General features: G+C 62.7%; 14 protein-coding genes and 1 pseudogene. 5 read left to right on the plus strand and 10 right to left on the minus strand.

The genetic code is table 11. The features are described from left to right. Nucleotides 1-15: 15 nt before the first annotated feature. Genes F6S12_RS03670 through F6S12_RS03695 form a run of 6 tightly spaced genes read right to left on the minus strand, consistent with a single transcriptional unit; the run spans nt 16 to nt 6782 of the window. Nucleotides 16-1347: a DUF58 domain-containing protein gene (locus F6S12_RS03670; RefSeq protein ID WP_011063048.1), complete on the minus strand. Its 1332-nt coding sequence runs from the start codon at nt 1345-1347 to the stop codon at nt 16-18. Between the two features lie 13 nt (nt 1348-1360). Next, on the minus strand, nt 1361-2386 hold the full coding sequence (locus F6S12_RS03675; RefSeq protein WP_011063047.1) for an AAA family ATPase: 1026 nt from the start codon (nt 2384-2386) through the stop codon (nt 1361-1363). After that, entirely contained in the window at nt 2383-3546 is a 1164-nt protein-coding gene (locus tag F6S12_RS03680) for a DUF4350 domain-containing protein (RefSeq protein ID WP_053153480.1), read from the minus strand. Before F6S12_RS03680 ends, F6S12_RS03675 begins: the two co-directional genes overlap by 4 nt. Beyond that, the gene (locus F6S12_RS03685) at nt 3543-5093 is read right to left on the minus strand and encodes a DUF4129 domain-containing protein (RefSeq protein WP_315868717.1); all 1551 of its coding nucleotides are present in this window, start codon (nt 5091-5093) and stop codon (nt 3543-3545) included. Before F6S12_RS03685 ends, F6S12_RS03680 begins: the two co-directional genes overlap by 4 nt. After that, nucleotides 5080-6060, minus strand: coding sequence for a stage II sporulation protein M (locus tag F6S12_RS03690; protein WP_011063044.1), 981 nt, complete (start codon nt 6058-6060; stop codon nt 5080-5082). Before F6S12_RS03690 ends, F6S12_RS03685 begins: the two co-directional genes overlap by 14 nt. Then, nucleotides 6057-6782, minus strand: a complete 726-nt coding sequence (locus F6S12_RS03695) for an RDD family protein (RefSeq protein WP_011063043.1) — start codon at nt 6780-6782, stop codon at nt 6057-6059. Before F6S12_RS03695 ends, F6S12_RS03690 begins: the two co-directional genes overlap by 4 nt. Before the next feature lie 182 nt (nt 6783-6964). Between F6S12_RS03695 and sbcB the strand changes: the two genes are divergently transcribed. Next, the gene (gene sbcB / locus F6S12_RS03700; RefSeq protein WP_053153474.1) at nt 6965-8392 is read left to right on the plus strand and encodes an exodeoxyribonuclease I; all 1428 of its coding nucleotides are present in this window, start codon (nt 6965-6967) and stop codon (nt 8390-8392) included. A 104-nt stretch (nt 8393-8496) separates the two neighbouring features. On the opposite strand, the gene mvaT is transcribed toward sbcB, so the two are convergent. Beyond that, a complete protein-coding gene (gene mvaT / locus F6S12_RS03705; RefSeq protein WP_011063041.1) occupies nt 8497-8871 on the minus strand; it encodes a histone-like nucleoid-structuring protein MvaT in 375 nt (124 codons plus the stop codon). Nucleotides 8872-9217: 346 nt separating this feature from the next. On the opposite strand from mvaT, the gene purU reads away from it, so the two are divergent. Next, complete coding sequence (gene purU / locus F6S12_RS03710; protein ID WP_011063040.1) at nt 9218-10066, plus strand: formyltetrahydrofolate deformylase; 849 nt, start codon at nt 9218-9220, stop codon at nt 10064-10066. A 68-nt stretch (nt 10067-10134) separates the two neighbouring features. Then, nucleotides 10135-10317, plus strand: coding sequence for a hypothetical protein (locus F6S12_RS03715; protein WP_011063039.1), 183 nt, complete (start codon nt 10135-10137; stop codon nt 10315-10317). A 40-nt stretch (nt 10318-10357) separates the two neighbouring features. Here F6S12_RS03715 and F6S12_RS33695 read toward each other — a convergent pair whose 3' ends face one another. Together F6S12_RS33695 and F6S12_RS33700 are read right to left on the minus strand one after the other, a co-directional pair. Further along, nucleotides 10358-11122, minus strand: coding sequence for a methyl-accepting chemotaxis protein (locus F6S12_RS33695; protein ID WP_370059447.1), 765 nt, complete (start codon nt 11120-11122; stop codon nt 10358-10360). A 93-nt stretch (nt 11123-11215) separates the two neighbouring features. Beyond that, nucleotides 11216-12247: pseudogene (locus tag F6S12_RS33700) on the minus strand (cache domain-containing protein); the annotation flags it as partial. A gap of 193 nt (nt 12248-12440) precedes the next feature. On the opposite strand from F6S12_RS33700, the gene F6S12_RS03725 reads away from it, so the two are divergent. Continuing rightward, the gene (locus F6S12_RS03725) at nt 12441-13928 is read left to right on the plus strand and encodes a helicase HerA-like domain-containing protein (RefSeq protein WP_053159898.1); all 1488 of its coding nucleotides are present in this window, start codon (nt 12441-12443) and stop codon (nt 13926-13928) included. A 14-nt stretch (nt 13929-13942) separates the two neighbouring features. Here the strand turns inward: F6S12_RS03725 and F6S12_RS03730 are convergent, their stop codons facing one another. After that, nucleotides 13943-14398 carry a DUF721 domain-containing protein gene (locus F6S12_RS03730; protein WP_011063036.1) on the minus strand — a complete coding sequence of 152 codons (456 nt, stop codon included), beginning with the start codon at nt 14396-14398 and terminating at the stop codon, nt 13943-13945. Nucleotides 14399-14720: 322 nt separating this feature from the next. Here F6S12_RS03730 and secA point away from each other — a divergent pair, with 322 nt between their 5' ends. Beyond that, nucleotides 14721-17462 carry a preprotein translocase subunit SecA gene (gene secA, locus F6S12_RS03735; protein WP_315868718.1) on the plus strand — a complete coding sequence of 914 codons (2742 nt, stop codon included), beginning with the start codon at nt 14721-14723 and terminating at the stop codon, nt 17460-17462. Nucleotides 17463-17570: the final 108 nt, after the last annotated feature.

Here is a 17570-nt window from a genome sequence, read left to right on the forward strand (position 1 = left end):
GGCGCTCGGCAGCAGCTACAGGCTGCCGGCTTTCTTCCAGCTCAGATAGCGGCTGACCAGTTCGGCCCCCAGTTCTCCCGGGCGGGCGTCGAGCAGGGCGACGCCGTGGGCGCTCAGGCGTTCGTGCAGCTCGGCGCGGCTGTTCAGGTAGTTCACCGTCGCGCTGTAGGCCAGGGCTTCGGGCAGGGTTTGCACCGGGCTCTGGCGCAACTGGTCGAGCACCTCTTCGCGCAGGCTGGCCACCAGCACCCGATGCTGGCGGCCGATGCGCTTGACCGCCGTCAGCAGTTCCTGGTCATCCTCGTCCCGCAGGTTGGTAATCAGCACCACCAGTGCCCGGCGTTTCTGCCGCGCCAGCAGCTCGCTGGCGGCGGCCTGGTAATCGGCGGGGCGCTGGCTGGTGTCCAGGTCGTAGACGCCATTGAGCAGCACGCTCAACTGGGCCGAGCCCTTGACCGGTGCAAGGTAGCGCGAGCGTTCCCCGGCAAAGCTGTACAGACCCACCGCATCGCCCTGGCGCAGGGCGACATAGCTCAGCAGCAGGCAGGCATTGAGGGCGTGGTCGAAGTGCGCCAGCTCGCCATCCTGGCTGCGCATGCGGCGCCCACAGTCGAGCATGAAGATGATCTGCTGGTCGCGTTCGTCCTGGTACTCCCGGACGATGGGCGCGCGTTGGCGGGCCGTGGCCTTCCAGTCGATCTGCCGCAGGCTGTCGCCTTCGCGAAACTCCCGCAGTTGGTTGAACTCCAGGCCCAGGCCGCGGCGTTGCCGCTGGCGCACACCGAGTTGGCTGAGCCAGTTGTCCACCGCCAGCAATTGTGCGCCGTAGAGCCGGGCGAAGTCCGGGTAGACCCGGGTGCTGTCGTGCACCTTGAGCAGGCGCCTGGCGCTCCATAATCCGAGAGGGCTGGGCAGGCTGACTTCGCACTGGTCGAAATTGAAGTGGCCGCGCTGCAGTGGGCGCACGTTATAGCCGATCCGGCTGACCTGCCCCGGCTCCAGGCGCGTGGACTGCGGCAGGTGCTCGAAGCCCAGGCCCTGGGGCGGGTGGTCGAACAGTTGCACATCCAGTGGTTGCCGGTAGTCGTGCAGGATCTCCAGTTGCACCTCGCTCCAGCGGCCCAGGGGCAGGCTGCCGGGTAGCTGGCGCTGGATCTGCGGCGAGGCCACGCGCAGCAGGCGCAGGGCGTCCAGCAATGCCAGCAGCAACAACGCCAGCAGCAGGCCCCAGGCAATCGAGTCCAGGCGCGGCAGGGCCTCGCTGCCCAGGGCGCGGGCGGCGCCGAGCAGGGTGTACAGGCCGGTCAAAGTACCCAGCCAGATCAACAGCAGACGGGTCGGCTTCATTGGCGTGGGCGGCTCACAGGCGCGGTGCCGGAATCTGTTCGAGCATCTGCTTGAGCACCTGTTCCACCGACAGGCCTTCGATGTCCAGCTCCGGGGCGACCCGTACTCGATGCCGCAGCACGGCCATGGCGCAGCCCTTGATGTCATCGGGAATCACGAATTCGCCGCCACGCAGCAGGGCTCGGGCACGAGCGCCGCGCACCAGGGCAATGGAGGCGCGGGGGCCGGCGCCCAGGGTCAGGCCTGGCCAACTGCGGGTGGCCCGGGCCAGGCGCACGGCATAATCGAGCACCTGCTCGTCCAGGGGCAGTTCGCTGGCGATGCGCTGCAGGGCCAGTACGTCCTTGGCCTGGAGTACGGTGCGCAGAGGCTGTACGTCGAGCATGTCGGCGCGGGTCGAGCGCGTCACCTGGCGGACCATGGTCAGTTCTTGTTCGGCATCCGGGTAGTCCATGCGCAGCTTGAGCATGAAGCGATCCAGCTCGGCCTCCGGCAGCGGGTAGGTGCCTTCCTGTTCGATGGGGTTCTGGGTAGCCAGGACCATGAACGGCTGGGCGATGGGCAGCGCTCGGCCTTCGAGGGTGACCTGACGTTCCTGCATGGCTTCCAGCAGGGCGGCCTGGGTCTTGGCCGGCGCGCGGTTGATCTCGTCCGCCAGCAGCAGGTTGGTGAACAGCGGGCCCTTGCGCAGCTTGAACTGCTCGGTCTGCAGGTCGTATACCGCATGCCCGGTGACGTCGCTGGGCATCAGGTCGGGGGTGAACTGGATGCGCGCGAACTCGCCGCCAAAGCAGCGGGCCAGGGCTCGTACCAGCAGGGTCTTGCCGAGCCCGGGGACGCCTTCGAGCAGCACATGGCCGCCAGCGATCAGGGCGGTCAGCACATCATCGATGACCGCTTCCTGGCCGATCACCGCCTTCTGCAGTTCCTGGCGCACCGCCTGAGCCAGCTGGCTGGCCCGCTGGCGCTGCTGGGCAGCATGGACCTGAGGCTGTGGAGCCTCGGAAGGCTCGGGGAATTCGATCGGTTGTTCGCTCATAGGGCATTCCTGAGAGTTTGCAGGCGGGCGACCTGGTGGCTGAAATCAACGCTGGAAAGGCGCTGTCCGGACAAGGGTTGCAGGGACTGTCGAATGGCCTCGACAGGTTGTTGGCTGAGCAGGGCCAGCACGTCCCACTGGGCCTCGGCCGACAATTGCTCGAAGCCCGGGTGGCGGCGCCGTGCACGGCGCCGGATATCCAGTTGCAGGGCCTGCAGCAACGCACCCTGGCCAGCATGGCGCAGCAGGAAGTCGGCACTGGCCCGCAGGTGTTCACGCAGTTGGCGCCGCGCCTTGGGGGCTGGAGCCAGCAACGGCCCGTGGCGCACGCCGGCCTGCCAGAGCCACAGGCCGAGCAGCAGGGCCAGGGCTACCAGCGCCTGGGGGAAATAGCGCCAGAGCAACTGCCAGAGGTCCGGGTGATCGGTATTGAACAGCAGCGTCACGGCGCTATCGGTATTGAGGTACCACAGCAGCCAGGCGTTGTCGTACAGGCCGATGGCCGGGGCTTTCCAGATATCGGCATCGGTGAGCACGATGACCGCGCCCTTGCCGTATTCAAGCTGGATCATGTGGGTCGCCACGCCGCTGTTGGCCCAGGATTGCGCCAGGCTTTGCGGGTCGTCCAGGTGGAAGTCGGTGTCGAAACTGATGTAGGCCGGAGCCTGTTCGTCTTCCAGGTAGACCTTGGTCAGCTTCGGATAGGCATCGTCGGCTTCCGGCTCCGGTGGCTCGTCAAGGTCCTGGCTGAGCTGCTGGTGGATCTGCACCCGGTCCAGCAGCAGGTCGCCGCTCTTCTGGCTGTCCTCGTTCCACAGGGCCTCGGCGACGAAGAGCAGGCGGCCGCCGGCGCGGGCCCACTCCAGGAGCTGGTCGACCTGGGGCGGGCTCATGTTCGAGCGCTCCCCCAGCAGCAACAGGCTGTTGCCGGCCGGGGGCAAGCTGGCCAGGACATCCAGGCTATTGGCGTGTTGTACCTTGAGGCCACGTTCACGCAGGAACATCTCGGCCGCCAGGTAGGGGTTGGCCCGGGCCTCGGGGGAGGGGCCGTGATCGACCAGTTCCTGATAGGGCGTGGCATGGCGATACAGGTAATAGCCGCCGGCCCCGAGGACCAGAGCCAGGAGCAGGACCAGGCCGCCCCACAGGTAGCGCTTCATGGCTGTGCTCCGGGGCCGAACAGGCTGCGCCAGGCGCCGCACAGCTGTGGTTGCAGATCGGCGCCGGGTACCTGATGACCGTACGCCATGTTCTGCCAGTGGCGGGTCAGGCTGATGCTGAAAGCCTCCAATTGTGGCTGCTGCAGCGCCTTGATGCGCTCCAGCACCTGGCCTTCGGTATCGGCCACGCTGAGGGGCAGGTGGAAGTCTTCCAGCAAGCGGCTGAGCAGCGCCCGGTACAGCAGGCCCAAGGCTTCCCGGGGCTGGCTGGCCCAGAGTTCAGCGGCGCGGGCGGCGACATCGGCGGGCAGGGTTTCGCTGCTGACTTCCAGGCCGAACAACTGCTGGGGCATGGCCGCGGGGCGTTTCTTGCGCGGCAGCGGACGACGGCTGACGAAGGCCTGCAGCCAATCGCGGTAGCGCCAGATCAGCCAGCCCAGAGCCGCCAGCAGCAACCCCCAGAGCAGAATCTCCAGGCCCTTGGCGACCCCGCCGAAACTGTCCTTGCCGAGGCTTTCCAGCAGGTTCTTGAGCCAGCCTGGAGGCTTGCCCTTGGCGTCCTTCTTCTCGGCTTGCTCGTCACCGAAACGGTAGCGAGTGACCGACTCCTGGTTCTTGAAGGGGGGCTTGTCCAGGATGGCCTGGATGCTGTCCCTGGACGCCTTGCTGGTCAGCGGTTGCTGCAGCAGCCGCGGGGTCTCGGGGCCGGCCGCGGAACTGCTGGGGGCGGCGGCCCAGAGCGGTTGGGTCGGTGCCAGGAACAGCAGGCCGGCGAGCAAGAGCAGCGTGCTGGCACCGGTCAGGCGCTGGCGCAGGCGACGGAATACCAGCTCGATGTCCCAGGCCTCCAGCTCGGTGCGTCGGTTCAGGTACAGGCTGAAACCGCAGGCCACGTAGATCGGCTCCCAGATCACCAGGACCAGGGCGTAGAAGACGTTGGTCAGGTGTTCCAGCCATAGCCAGTCCTGTTGGGCGGCGATCATCAGGCTCTGCCAGCTCCAGTCCACTTCGACCTGTTGTGGCAGCAGCAGGTAGAACAGCACCATCAGGCCAATCCACAGGGCGCCTTCCAGGTGCATGCCAATCAGGGTCAGCCAGCGCGCGGCCCCGGCATTTTTCTGTAGCAGCACCGCCAGGCGTTGTTGCCGGGCGTCGGCGCTCAGGCCTTCAAGTTGTACCACCGGCAGGGTGAAGCTGCGGCTCATGCTGAAGCGGCGCCAGGTCAGGCTGGCCAGCAGTTGCGGCTTGAGCAGGAGAGGCCATTGTTTCAGCGCTTGCCCCAGGCTGGGTGTTTCGCCGAACAGGGCTTTAGACAGAATAAACAGCGGCAGGCGTTCGAAGGCCGGCTTCAGCCACCAGAACAGCAGGATCGCCAGCGACGGCGATTCCCAGAGCAGTAGGCTCAGCAGGGCGAACACTGGCAGGCTGACGATGGCCCAACTGGTCATCAGCAAGCGCCGATGACGCTGGCTCAGTAGCACGCCCAGGTCCATGGCCTCCCAGGCGCTGCGGGGGCGGATCACCACGCTGGCATCACTCAGGCGCATGGGATTCACGTCCGGCCAGGGTCAGGTAGGCCGCCACCAGGCCCCAAAGGGCACTGCCGACGCTGTATTTGACCCAGGCGGCCGGCCAGGTCATGGAGGACCAGTAGGCTTCGACAAAGGCGGCGATCAGCAAGAAGCCGATGACGCCGTAGATCAGTTGCACGCTGACGCGCGCGGCTTGCAGCAGGGCTTCGCCGCGGGTCAGGCGGCCCGGCGCGATCAACGCCCAGCCAAGTTTTAGCCCGGCGGCGCCAGACAGGGCAATGGCGCTGAGTTCAAAGGCGCCGTGGCCGATCACGAACGGCCAGAAGGTCTGGCCGAAGCCGATCTGGGTCAGGTGGCCGGCAATGGCGCCGATCATCAGGCCGTTGAAAAACAGGAAGAACACACTGCCCACGCCGAACAGCAGGCCGCTGGCAAAGGTCTGAAAGGCGATCCCGATGTTGTGCATGATGTAGTAGCCGAACATCACCCAGTCTTCGCTCGAGGCCCGTTCGGCGGCCCGCCCCAGGCGCCCGGCGGTAGGGTCGTACATGCCCTGCATCTCGCTGACTTGCTGCGGGCTCACCAGGCTGTAGATCAGATCGGGAAACAGGTACACCAGCACCCCGATGGCCAGCAGGCTGCCGAAGAACAGCAGGCTGGCCAGCAGCACCAGGCGCCACTCCTGACGCACCAGGCGGGGGAAACCGGCCAGCACGAAACTCAATAGATTGGCCCCGAAGGCGCTGCGCTGTCGGTACAGCTGCTGGTGGCCGCGCAGGGCCAGTTGTTGCAGCGGATCGATCAGGTAGCTGCTGTAGCCGCGTTCTTCGGCCAGGGCCAGGTGCTGGCACAGGCGCCGGTAGTCCTGGACGAAGCTCTGGCATTCCTCGGCTTTGGCCCGGCCATGTTCCAGACGCTCGAGCAATTGCTCGAACTGTTGCCATTGCGCCTGGTGGCGGTGTTCGAAAAGGCTTTGTTTCATGGGGTTCCCAGGAAGCCGCGGGCAATGCCATTGAGTTCGGCCGTGGCCTGGGCACTGGGTACATGCAGCGGTTGTGCGAGGATGCCGGCCAGTTCCCGGGTACGTTCGGCCGACAGCTGGCCCTGGCGCTCGGCAAAGCCGAGGATCGCCCGTTGCTCATTCAGGCTCAGGGCGAAGGGCGCGGTGCGGGGGACGGCTGGCGGCAGTTCGGGGCGTTTGACCGGCTGCTCGCGGTAGATCACCAGGGTGCCGGCGGCCAGATCGCCGAGGCGTTTGAAGGTCGGGTGCTGCAGGCAACTGATGGCGCCGAGGAAATAGCCGAAAGGCAGCATGTCGGCAAAGCGCAGCAGGTTGCGGGTCAGGGAGGCACTCCAGCCAATCGGGGTGCCGTCGTCCTGCACCACTCGCAGCCCCATCAGTTGCTTGCCGGGGGAGCGCCCCTGGTTCAGCACCTCGAACAGCACCATGTACCACCAACTGATGAGGAACAGCAGGATGGAGCCGAGGCCGACGCCGACTTCGTCGAAAAAGCCCAGGATGATGAACAGCAGGCCCAGCACCAGCCCGCGGATGCCCAGGTCGAGACTGAAGGCCAGGGTGCGCACCAGCAACCCCGCAGGCCGCAGCGGCAGGTCGATGCCCTCGGGGGTTTCGACCTGGTAGCGCGTATCCAGTGGCGGGTGCAGCGATGCGTTCCTTGGCGTTGCTGTCGTCTCAAGCATGGGTAACTTATCGGCTTGGTCTGGTAAAAAATCCAGCGCCGATGCTAGCAGTGTCTGAGGGGCAAACGACATCATTAACTACGAATTCGCCAAGTCCAATGCCTTCGCCCCGGTTCGTGCGGCTGGCCCTGACGGCGCCTGAACGCCTAGACTGCGGCGGTCTTTCAGTTCAGGAACAGGCCGTGACTTCCCTCTTTTGGTACGACTACGAAACCACCGGCATCAATCCGCGTTGTGATCGCCCGTTGCAAGTGGCCGGTATCCGCACCGACCTGGCACTCAACGAGATCGACGAGCCGGTCAACCTCTACTGCCAGCCCAGCGACGATATCCTGCCCCATCCGATGGCTTGCATGATCACTGGCATCACCCCTGGCCGTCTGGCCGAACAAGGCCTGGGGGAGGCGGATTTCATGACCCGGGTGCACGAGCAACTGGCGCGCCCCGGGACCTGCGGCGTGGGCTACAACACCCTGCGTTTCGACGATGAGATGACCCGCTACAGCCTGTATCGCAATTTCTTCGACCCCTACGCCCGGGAGTGGCAGGGCGGCAACAGCCGTTGGGACCTGATCGACGTGGTGCGCACGGCTTATGCGTTGCGCCCCCAGGGGATCGTCTGGCCCGAGGAGCAGGGGCAGGTAAGCCTCAAGCTGGAGCGCCTGACCGCAGCCAACGGCATCGATCACGGCCAGGCCCATGACGCGCTGTCCGATGTCCGGGCGACCATCGCCCTGGCGCGATTGGTTCGCGACAAACAGCCCAGACTCTATGACTGGCTGTTCCAGTTGCGCAGCAAGCAGCGGGTGATGGATCAGGTCCGCCTGTTGCAACCCATGGTGCACATCTCCGGGCGCTTTTCTGCGGCGCGCCACTACATCGGCGTGGTCCTGCCCCTGGCCTGGCATCCACGCAATCGCAATGCCTTGATTGTCTGCGACCTGCACCTGGACCCTCAGGGGCTGTTGGAGTTGGACGCCGAAACCCTGCGCCAGCGTTTGTACACGCGCCGGGAAGATCTGCTCGAAGGCGAGTTGCCGGTGCCGTTGAAACTCATCCATATCAATCGCTGCCCGGTCGTGGCGCCATTGAGTGTTCTGCGCAGTGAAGATCAACAGCGGCTGCACTTGGACATGGAGCTATATCAGCGTCGGGCTGTGGCCTTGAGCGAAGCTCAAGAAGTTTGGCGGGATAAACTTTCGGTGATTTATGGGCCGGATGAATTTGCCGCAAGCGATGACCCGGAGCAACAGTTGTACGACGGTTTTATTGGTGACCGTGACCGGCGTTTGTGTGAGCAAGTACGTGAGGCTGACCCGTTGCACTTGGCCCAGCAACAATGGCCATTCGATGATGAGCGCTTGCCGGAATTACTCTTTCGCTACCGTGCCCGCAACTTTCCAGAAACATTGAACAAAGCCGAGCAAGAACGTTGGCTGGTTTTTTGTCAGCAGCGTTTGCTAGATCCGCAACTCGGTGCTCCCAATACCCTGGAAAGTTTCCGGCAAGGGCTTGAGCAATCGCTGTTAAGTGCGGACCCGGTGCAGCGTCAGGTTCTGGATCAATGGCAGGACTATGTACAGGCCCTGACTCGGCGTCTGGCTCTTTGAGCCGCGGCCCCGCTCCTTGAGCGGGTTGCCAGGGCATAAAAAAACGCCAGCATGCTGGCGTTTTCTCTGTAGGGCTGCAAAGCCCGGGCGCTCAACGGAGAGGCTTAGCCCAGCAGGGTGGCCCAACCTTCTACCACGTCGCCGCCCCACTTGGCTTTCCACTCTTTCAGAGTCTTGTGGTTGCCACCTTTGGTTTCGATGACTTCGCCGTTGTGCGGGTTCTTGTACTGTTTAACTTTACGGGCGCGCTTGGTGCCGGTGGTTTTAACCGCGGCGCGAGGTGCTTTAACTTTCGAGTCCGGATCCAGCAGGGCGATGATGTCGCGCAGGGATTTGGAGTACTCGCCCATCAGGCTGCGCAGTTTGCCTTCGAACTCCAGTTCGGCTTTCAGTTTGTCGTCTTGGGACAGGTTCTTCAAACGCGCTTGCAGTTCTTTGATGGCTTCTTCAGTGGCACGGTATTCGTTGATCAGGGACATGAGGACTACCTTATTGAGCGCTGAGTGGCTGGGTGACAGTGTCGCAATAATAGTCAGGGAGTTTGAGCAAGTAAACATAATACCGCTGTTTTATTCGTCTCTCTTAGTGTGTTTAGGCGTAAAAGACATTTCGCTATTTAATAGGTTGATGCATTCGGGCCGGTTATTCACAAACTAGTTAAGCACTATTTACAAGTGCCATTACGGCACCTGGAGTAGCGGCCGCTAAGCCGGGCCGGGGCGGCCCTTGGTGATCTACCCAGGGAGCTGGATGCAATGAATACTGCAGTTTTGTCGCGCAATCGCTAGAATGGCGACCTTTGCGAAGTTCTGGAGTTTCCCCCCCATGCGCACCTTTCGGTTGGTGATTTCTTGCCCTGACCGCGTTGGCATCGTTGCCAAAGTCAGTAACTTTCTAGCCTCCCACAACGGTTGGATCACCGAAGCGAGCCACCACTCGGACAATCTCAGTGGCTGGTTTTTCATGCGCCACGAGATTCGTGCCGATTCACTGCCCTTTGGCCTGGAGGCTTTTCGCGAGGCCTTTGCGCCGATCGCCGAAGAGTTCTCGATGGACTGGCGCATTACCGATACCGCCGAGAAAAAGCGCGTGGTACTGATGGCCAGCCGCGAATCCCACTGCCTGGCCGACTTGCTGCACCGCTGGCACAGCGATGAGCTGGATTGCCAGATCGCCTGCGTGATTTCCAACCACGATGATCTGCGCAGCATGGTCGAGTGGCACGGCATTCCTTATTACCACGTGCCGGTCAACCCGCAGGACAAGGAGCCGGCCTTCGCCGAGGTGTCGCGCCTGGTCAAGCAGCACGACGCCGAAGTGGTGGTGCTGGCGCGCTACATGCAGATCCTGCCGCCGGAGCTGTGCAGCGAGTACGCGCACAAGGTGATCAACATCCACCACAGCTTCCTGCCATCCTTTGTCGGTGCCAAGCCTTACCATCAGGCCTCGCTGCGCGGTGTGAAGCTGATCGGCGCAACCTGCCACTACGTCACCGAGGAACTGGACGCCGGTCCTATCATCGAGCAGGACGTGGTGCGGGTCAGCCACAGCGACAGCATCGAGGACATGGTGCGTTTCGGTCGTGACGTGGAGAAAATGGTCCTGGCCCGCGGCCTGCGCTATCACCTGGAGGACCGCGTGCTGGTGCACGGCAACAAGACTGTGGTGTTCTGATTGAAAAAAAACCAGGCGCGGGGGTTCAATACCCCGCTCCTGGTTTTGCACCTCACGAGGTCAGCCCGATGACCGATCCACTGGATAAAGCCACGTCCAAGGCACCCGCCACCCTCGGCGAAGGTTGCCTGAGCCGTTACGACCCCGATGAGTTGAGCCCTGACGACGGCACCGATTTTCCCGATGCCGCGCAGTTGTGGGAGCAATTGCAGCAGGAACCCCAGGCGCCATCCCGGCCCAAGCCTGCTTGAGCCTGCCGCCGGCTAGCCGGCGGCAGGGCATTGGGCGCTTTCAGATCCTGAAACTGCCCACCAGTTGCTTCAAGCGTGCTGCCTGCTGCTCCAGATCGGAGCAGGCCCGCAAGGTGGCCTGGAGGTTTTCCACGCCTTCCTGATTCAGCGTATTGATCTCGGTAATGTCCATATTGATGGACTCCACCACCGAGGTCTGCTCTTCGGTCGCCGTGGCCACCGACTGGTTCATGCCGTCAATCTCGCCTATGCGCTGGGTCACGCTGTTGAGTCGTTCCCCGGCCTGGTTGGCGATTTCCACGCTGTCCTGGCTGTGGCGCTGGCTGTTGCTCATGGTGCTCACCGATTCGCGGGCGCCCACTTGCAGCTCCTCGATCATGCCCTGCACTTGCTGCGCCGACTCCTGGGTGCGGTGCGCCAGGTTGCGCACTTCATCGGCAACCACGGCAAAGCCGCGTCCTGCCTCGCCGGCCCGGGCCGCTTCGATGGCCGCGTTGAGGGCCAGCAGGTTGGTCTGCTGGGAAATGCTGGTGATCACTTCGAGGATCTGCCCGATGTTCACGGTCTTGCTGTTGAGGGTTTCGATGTTGCTGCTGGAGGCGCTGATCATGTCCGACAGTTGGTTCATCGCCTGGATGCTGCGATCCACCACTTGCTGGCCGTCTTCGGCGAGGTTGCGCGCATCGCTGGCCTGTTGCGAAGCCTGGGCGGCATTGCGGGCGATTTCCTGGGCGGCGGCCCCGAGCTGATTGATGGCGGCGGCCACGCTGTTGGTGCGGCTGGCCTGCTCGTCGGAGTTGAGCATCGACGAGTTGGAGGCGCTGACCACGCGCAGGGCGACTTCGTTGACGTGCTCGGTGGCCGAGGACACTTCGCGGATCGAGCCGTGGATGCGTTCGACGAAACGGTTGAAGGCGGTGCCGAGGATGCCGAACTCGTCCTGGTTATGGATGTTCAGGCGTCGAGTCAGGTCGCCTTCGCCATCGGCGATGTCCTGCATGGCCCGGGTCATCACGTGCAGCGGCTGCATCAGCAGGCGGATCAGCAGGCCCAGCAGGGCAATGGTCAGGGCCACGGCCGTCAGGGTGGCGATGATCGCCGAGGTGCGGAACTCGCTGAGCATGGCGAAAGCCTTGTCCTTGTCCACGGACAGGCCGATGTACCAGTTCACCGAGGACAGGCCCTTGATCTGGGTGAAGGTGACAATGCGCGGCTTGCCATCGACAGTGATCTCGCTGAGTTCACTGCTGATCTTGGGGGTGTCCTGGGGGTAGACGTCCTTGAGGGTCTTCATCACCAGGTTCTTGTCCGGGTGCACCAGGATCTTGCCGTCGGCGCTGATCAGGAAGGCGTAGCCCATGCCGTCGAAGTCCAGGGCATTGATGCTGTCGGTGATTACTTGCAGGCTCAGGTCGCCGCCGACCACACCGATCCTCTGGCCGGCCTTGATCACGCTGTCGACGATGGAGATCACCAACTGGCCGGACGCCAGGTCGATATAGGGTTCGGTCAGGGCCGAGCCGCTGCTGCTTTCGGCACTCTTGTACCAGGGGCGGGCGCGAGGATCGTAGCCATCCGGCATCTTGCTGTTGGGACGGATGATGAAGGTGCCGTCATTGTTGCCCAGGTAGGCCCCCATGAAGGTCGAGCTGACGGATTTCTGTTCCAGCAGGTTGCTGACATTCGCAGGGTCCGTGTTGAGGGCCACCGACTGGGAGATGTTCTCGATCAGCAGGGCGCGACCGGCGAGCCAGGTCTGAATATTTTTTGCCGTGACGTCGCCCATTTCCTGAAGATAGTTGTCCAGATCATCACGAATGGCGTTGCGTTGCAGGTAATCGTTGTAGAGCGTGAATAGTGCAAATGCAGCTATGACGATCAGCGAGGCGGCAAGCAGGATCTTGTGGCTGAAGCGCAGATTTTTGTTCATGGCTTGGGGTGTCCGCTAAGGTCTTTGAGTCCAGGGCATCGGGTTGGAAAAACGCACAGAAGGGCGGTGTTATAAGTAAGCTGATATCTCCATCTATCCCACGGGAATTACCTGACCTTTATTTCAGATACTTCTGATCCATCATTTATTCATATCGACCGTGTAAGGCCAAAGATTAACCAGGGGTGACAAAATGCCTGACTCATCGCAACTCGTAATCGGTGCCGGCCTCGATGGCCTGCCGATCGCCCAGGCCATGCGCCTGGCCAACCGCCACGGTCTGGTGGCGGGCGCCACGGGCACCGGCAAGACCGTCACCCTGCAGCGCCTGGCAGAAGCCTTCAGTGATGCCGGGGTGGCGGTATTTGCCGCAGACATCAAAGGCGACCTCTGTGGGCTGGGTGCTGCGGGCAACCCCCAGGGCAAGGTTGCCGAGCGGATCGCCGGCATGCCCTGGCTCAAGCATCAACCACAGGCCTATCCGGTGACCCTGTGGGATATCCATGGGCAAAGCGGTCATCCTCTGCGCACCACCCTGAGCGAAATGGGCCCGCTGCTGCTGGGCAGTTTGCTGGAACTCACCGACAGCCAGCAGTCGGCGCTCTATGCGGCGTTCAAGGTGGCTGATCGCGAAGGCCTGTTGCTGCTCGACCTGAAGGACCTCAAGGCACTGCTCAACCACCTCAAGGACAACCCGCAGCTGCTCGGGGACGATGCTGCGTTGATGACTACCGGCTCCAGCCAGGCGCTGTTGCGGCGCCTGGCGACCCTGGAGCAGCAGGGCGCCGAAGCACTGTTCGGTGAGCCGGCGTTGCAGCTGGAGGACATTCTGCAGCCGGCCGCCGATGGTCGTGGGCGGATTCATCTGCTCGATGCCAGCCGCCTCGTGCATGAGGCGCCGAAAGTCTATGCGACCTTCCTTTTATGGCTGCTGGCCGAGCTGTTCGAGCAACTGCCGGAGCGGGGCGATGCGGACAAGCCGCTGCTGGCGCTGTTCTTCGACGAAGCGCACCTGCTGTTCGCCGGTACTCCCAAGGCCTTGCAGGACCGGCTGGAGCAGGTGGTGCGGCTGATTCGCTCCAAGGGTGTGGGGGTGTATTTCGTTACCCAGTCGCCCGGGGACCTGCCGGACAATGTCCTGGCTCAATTGGGATTGCGTATCCAGCATGGCTTGCGGGCCTTTACTGCCAAGGAACAGAAGTCCCTGCGCGCCGTGGCGGATGGTTTCCGTCCCAACCCCGCCTTCGATGCGCTGGCGGTACTGACCGAGCTGGGCATCGGCGAAGCGCTGGTGGGCACCTTGCAGGACAAGGGCACGCCAGAAATGGTCCAGCGGGTACTGGTGGCGCCGCCGCAGTCGCGGATCGGGCCGCTGACCGAGGCCGAGCGCCAGGCCCTGATCGCCAGTTCGCCGCTGCTGGGGCGCTATGACAAACCGATCGACCGCGAATCAGCCTATGAAGTGTTGCTGGGGCGCAAGGAGTTGGCACCGCAGGTTCAGCAGCCTTCTGGCAAAGCAGCGGCTGAAGAGCCCAGCCTGGCCGACCGGGCGGGTGAGTTCCTTGGCACGGCTGCCGGGCAGGCATTGAAGTCGGCCATGCGCCAGGCGGCTAATCAATTGGGACGGCAACTGGTGCGGGGCTTGATGGGTTCCCTGCTCGGCGGCAGCAAGCGGCGCTGAAGTACAGGCTTGACTCAGCCCCGCGGTTTGGCGTGGCTGGCCAGGCGCTCCAGGGCCGCGCGCAGGTTGGGGTCGGTGATGCCCTCTGCGGTGGCCTGGATGGTTTCAGCGGCGTTGTTCGACAGGTCCATGGTGTGTCCCGCGGCTCCTTGCTGGACCGTCGGCGGCTGGACCTTGAACAGGATGCGCGTCAGGTTGCTGAACTCGTTGAACTCCAGCAATTGACGTTGCAGGCGCTTTTGCTGATAGCGCAGGCGCGTTGCCCAGTGCCCGTCGGTGACGATCAGCAGCAGGCTGCCTTCACGCCAGGAAGCAACGTGGCAATGTTCGCGAGCGGCCGGCTGCAGCTGGCTTTCCAGCAGGCGCTGCAGATGCGCCAGGCGCTGGGCGTGGCCGAGTATGGCTTTCAGAGGCTTGGCTTCGCGAAGAAGAACGGCGGGAGCGCGTGCCGTAAGGGGGCGAAATGCCATGATCAGAAACCTGAAGTTACAGAGGCGCCATGGTAGCAGAAAGCGCCCGCCACGCCGGCGCCATCGCTTGTTCGTACTTTGATCAATTTCTGGTTCTTTGCTGATCGTAATCATTAACTTCTGTGGTCAATGGGCTTGAAGTTCAGCGAAAAGCCCTTATTTTAGGTGAGCCCCGTCACAGCGCTGTGCCAGCATCGTGGAATAACGCCACTTTCCTCACCATCGTTTCCGGGTAGAATGCTCGTTCGCATGCGGCCATGAGGGCTGCTCGGGCGACTCACGGGGCCGCCCTCCAACCCTATGTGTGGAAGATCCTGCCGATATGTTTGCGCCTTTGTTAAAGAAACTTTTTGGAAGCAAGAACGAGCGTGAAGTCAAACGCATGCTCAAGACGGTACAGATCGTCAATGCCTTCGAAGAGCAAATGGTGGCCCTTTCGGACGATCAATTGCGTGCCAAGACTGCCGAGTTCAAGGCCCGTATCGCCAAGGGTGAAACCCTCGACAAACTGCTTCCCGAAGCCTTCGCGGTCGCCCGTGAAGCCGGTAAGCGGATCATGGGAATGCGCCACTTCGATGTGCAGCTGATCGGCGGCATGACCTTGCATGAAGGCAAGATCGCCGAGATGCGCACCGGTGAGGGCAAGACCCTGGTAGCGACCCTGGGTGTGTACCTCAACGCCCTGTCCGGCAAGGGCGTGCACGTGGTGACCGTGAACGACTACCTGGCTCGCCGCGACGCCAACTGGATGCGCCCGCTGTACGAATTCCTCGGCCTGAGCGTCGGCGTGGTCACGCCGTTCCAGCCGCCTGAAGAGAAACGTGCTGCCTACGCCGCCGACATCACCTACGGCACCAACAACGAATTCGGTTTCGACTACCTGCGCGACAACATGGCTTTCAGCATGGAAGACAAGTTCCAGCGCGAGCTCAATTTTGCCGTGATCGACGAAGTCGACTCGATCCTCATCGACGAAGCCCGTACTCCGTTGATCATTTCCGGCCAGGCTGAGGACAGTTCCCGCCTGTACACCGAGATCAACAAGCTGATCCCGCGCCTCGAGCAGCACATCGAGGAAGTGGAAGGCCAGGTCACCAAGGCTGGGCACTTCACCGTCGACGAGAAGACCCGCCAGGTCGAGCTCAACGAAGCCGGTCACCAGTTCATCGAAGAAATGCTGACCCAGGTCGGCCTGCTGGCTGAAGGCGAAAGCCTGTACTCGGCGCACAACCTGGGCCTGTTGACCCACGTTTACGCCGGCCTGCGTGCGCACAAGCTGTTCAACCGCAACGTTGAATACATCGTCCAGGATGGGCAGGTGGTCCTGGTGGACGAACACACCGGTCGTACCATGCCCGGTCGCCGCTTGTCCGAAGGCCTGCACCAGGCCATCGAAGCCAAGGAAAACCTCAATATCCAGGCCGAGAGCCAGACCCTGGCTTCGACCACCTTCCAGAACTACTTCCGTCTGTATACCAAGCTGTCCGGCATGACCGGCACCGCCGACACCGAAGCCTTCGAGTTCCATCAGATCTACGGTCTGCAGGTGATGGTGATTCCGCCGAACAAGCCGCTGGCTCGTAAGGACTACAACGACCTGGTGTTCCTGACCGCGGACGAGAAATACGCCGCGATCATCAACGACATCAAGGAGTGCATGACCCAGGGCCGTCCGGTGCTGGTTGGCACCGCGACCATCGAAACTTCCGAGCACATGTCCAACCTGCTCAACAAGGAAGGCATCGAGCACAAGGTCCTGAACGCCAAGTTCCACGAAAAGGAAGCGGAAATCATTGCCCAGGCCGGTCGCCCGGGCGCCCTGACCATCGCCACCAACATGGCCGGTCGTGGTACCGACATCCTGTTGGGCGGCAACTGGGAAGTGGAAGTGGCTTCCCTGGAGAACCCGACTCCGGAGCAGATCGCCCAGATCAAGGCCGACTGGCAGAAGCGCCACCAGCAAGTGCTGGAGTCCGGTGGCCTGCAGGTGATCGCTTCCGAGCGCCATGAGTCCCGTCGTATCGACAACCAGCTGCGTGGCCGTGCCGGCCGCCAGGGCGACGCCGGTTCCAGCCGCTTCTACCTGTCCCTGGAAGACAGCCTGATGCGTATCTTCGCCTCTGACCGGGTGAAGAACTTCATGAAGGCCCTGGGCATGCAGTCCGGCGAGGCGATCGAGCACCGCATGGTGACCAACGCCATCGAGAAGGCCCAGCGCAAGGTCGAAGGCCGCAACTTCGACATCCGCAAGCAGTTGCTGGAGTTCGACGACGTCAACAACGAGCAGCGTAAAGTGATCTATCACATGCGCAACACCTTGTTGGCCGCGGACAACATTGGCGAAACCATCGCCGACTTCCGCCAGGACGTGCTCAACGCTACCGTCAGCGCCCACATCCCGCCGCAATCGCTGCCTGAGCAGTGGGACGTGGCAGGCCTGGAAGAAGCCATCCAGAGCGGCTTCGGTGTCAGCCTGCCGATCCAGCAATGGCTCGACGAAGACGATCACCTGTACGAGGAAACCCTGCGCGAGAAGCTGCTCAACGAGCTGATCGCCGCGTACAACGAGAAAGAAGACCAGGCCGGTGCCGAAGCCCTGCGCACTTTCGAGAAGCAGATTGTTCTGCGGGTACTGGACGACCTGTGGAAAGACCACCTGTCGACCATGGACCACCTGCGTCACGGTATTCACCTGCGTGGTTACGCGCAGAAGAACCCGAAGCAGGAGTACAAGCGCGAATCCTTCACCCTGTTCTCCGAGTTGCTCGACTCCATCAAGCGCGACTCGATCCGCGTGCTGTCCCACGTCCAGGTGCGTCGCGAAGACCCGGCCGAGGAAGAGGCTCGCCTGCGTCAGGAAGCCGAGGCTCTGGCCCAGCGCATGCAGTTCGAACACGCCGAGGCACCGGGGCTGGATCAGCCGGAAGCCCTGGAAGAGGGCGTCGAGGTCGATGTGGCCCTGGCCACCGCGCCAGTGCGCAACGAGCAGAAGTTTGGCCGCAATGAACTGTGCTACTGCGGTTCGGGCAAGAAGTACAAACACTGTCACGGCCAGATCAACTAAGATCCCCGCCAGACACTGAAACACCCGCGCCGTGACGGCATCAGCCGTCGCGGCGTTTTTCCATTTGCGGCACCGTCTTTTGAGACGACGGTGCAGACACCTGATAAG

This window comes from Pseudomonas sp. JV245A, assembly GCF_032424515.1.
In the GTDB taxonomy this organism is placed as follows: Bacteria; Pseudomonadota; Gammaproteobacteria; order Pseudomonadales; family Pseudomonadaceae; genus Aquipseudomonas; species Aquipseudomonas protegens.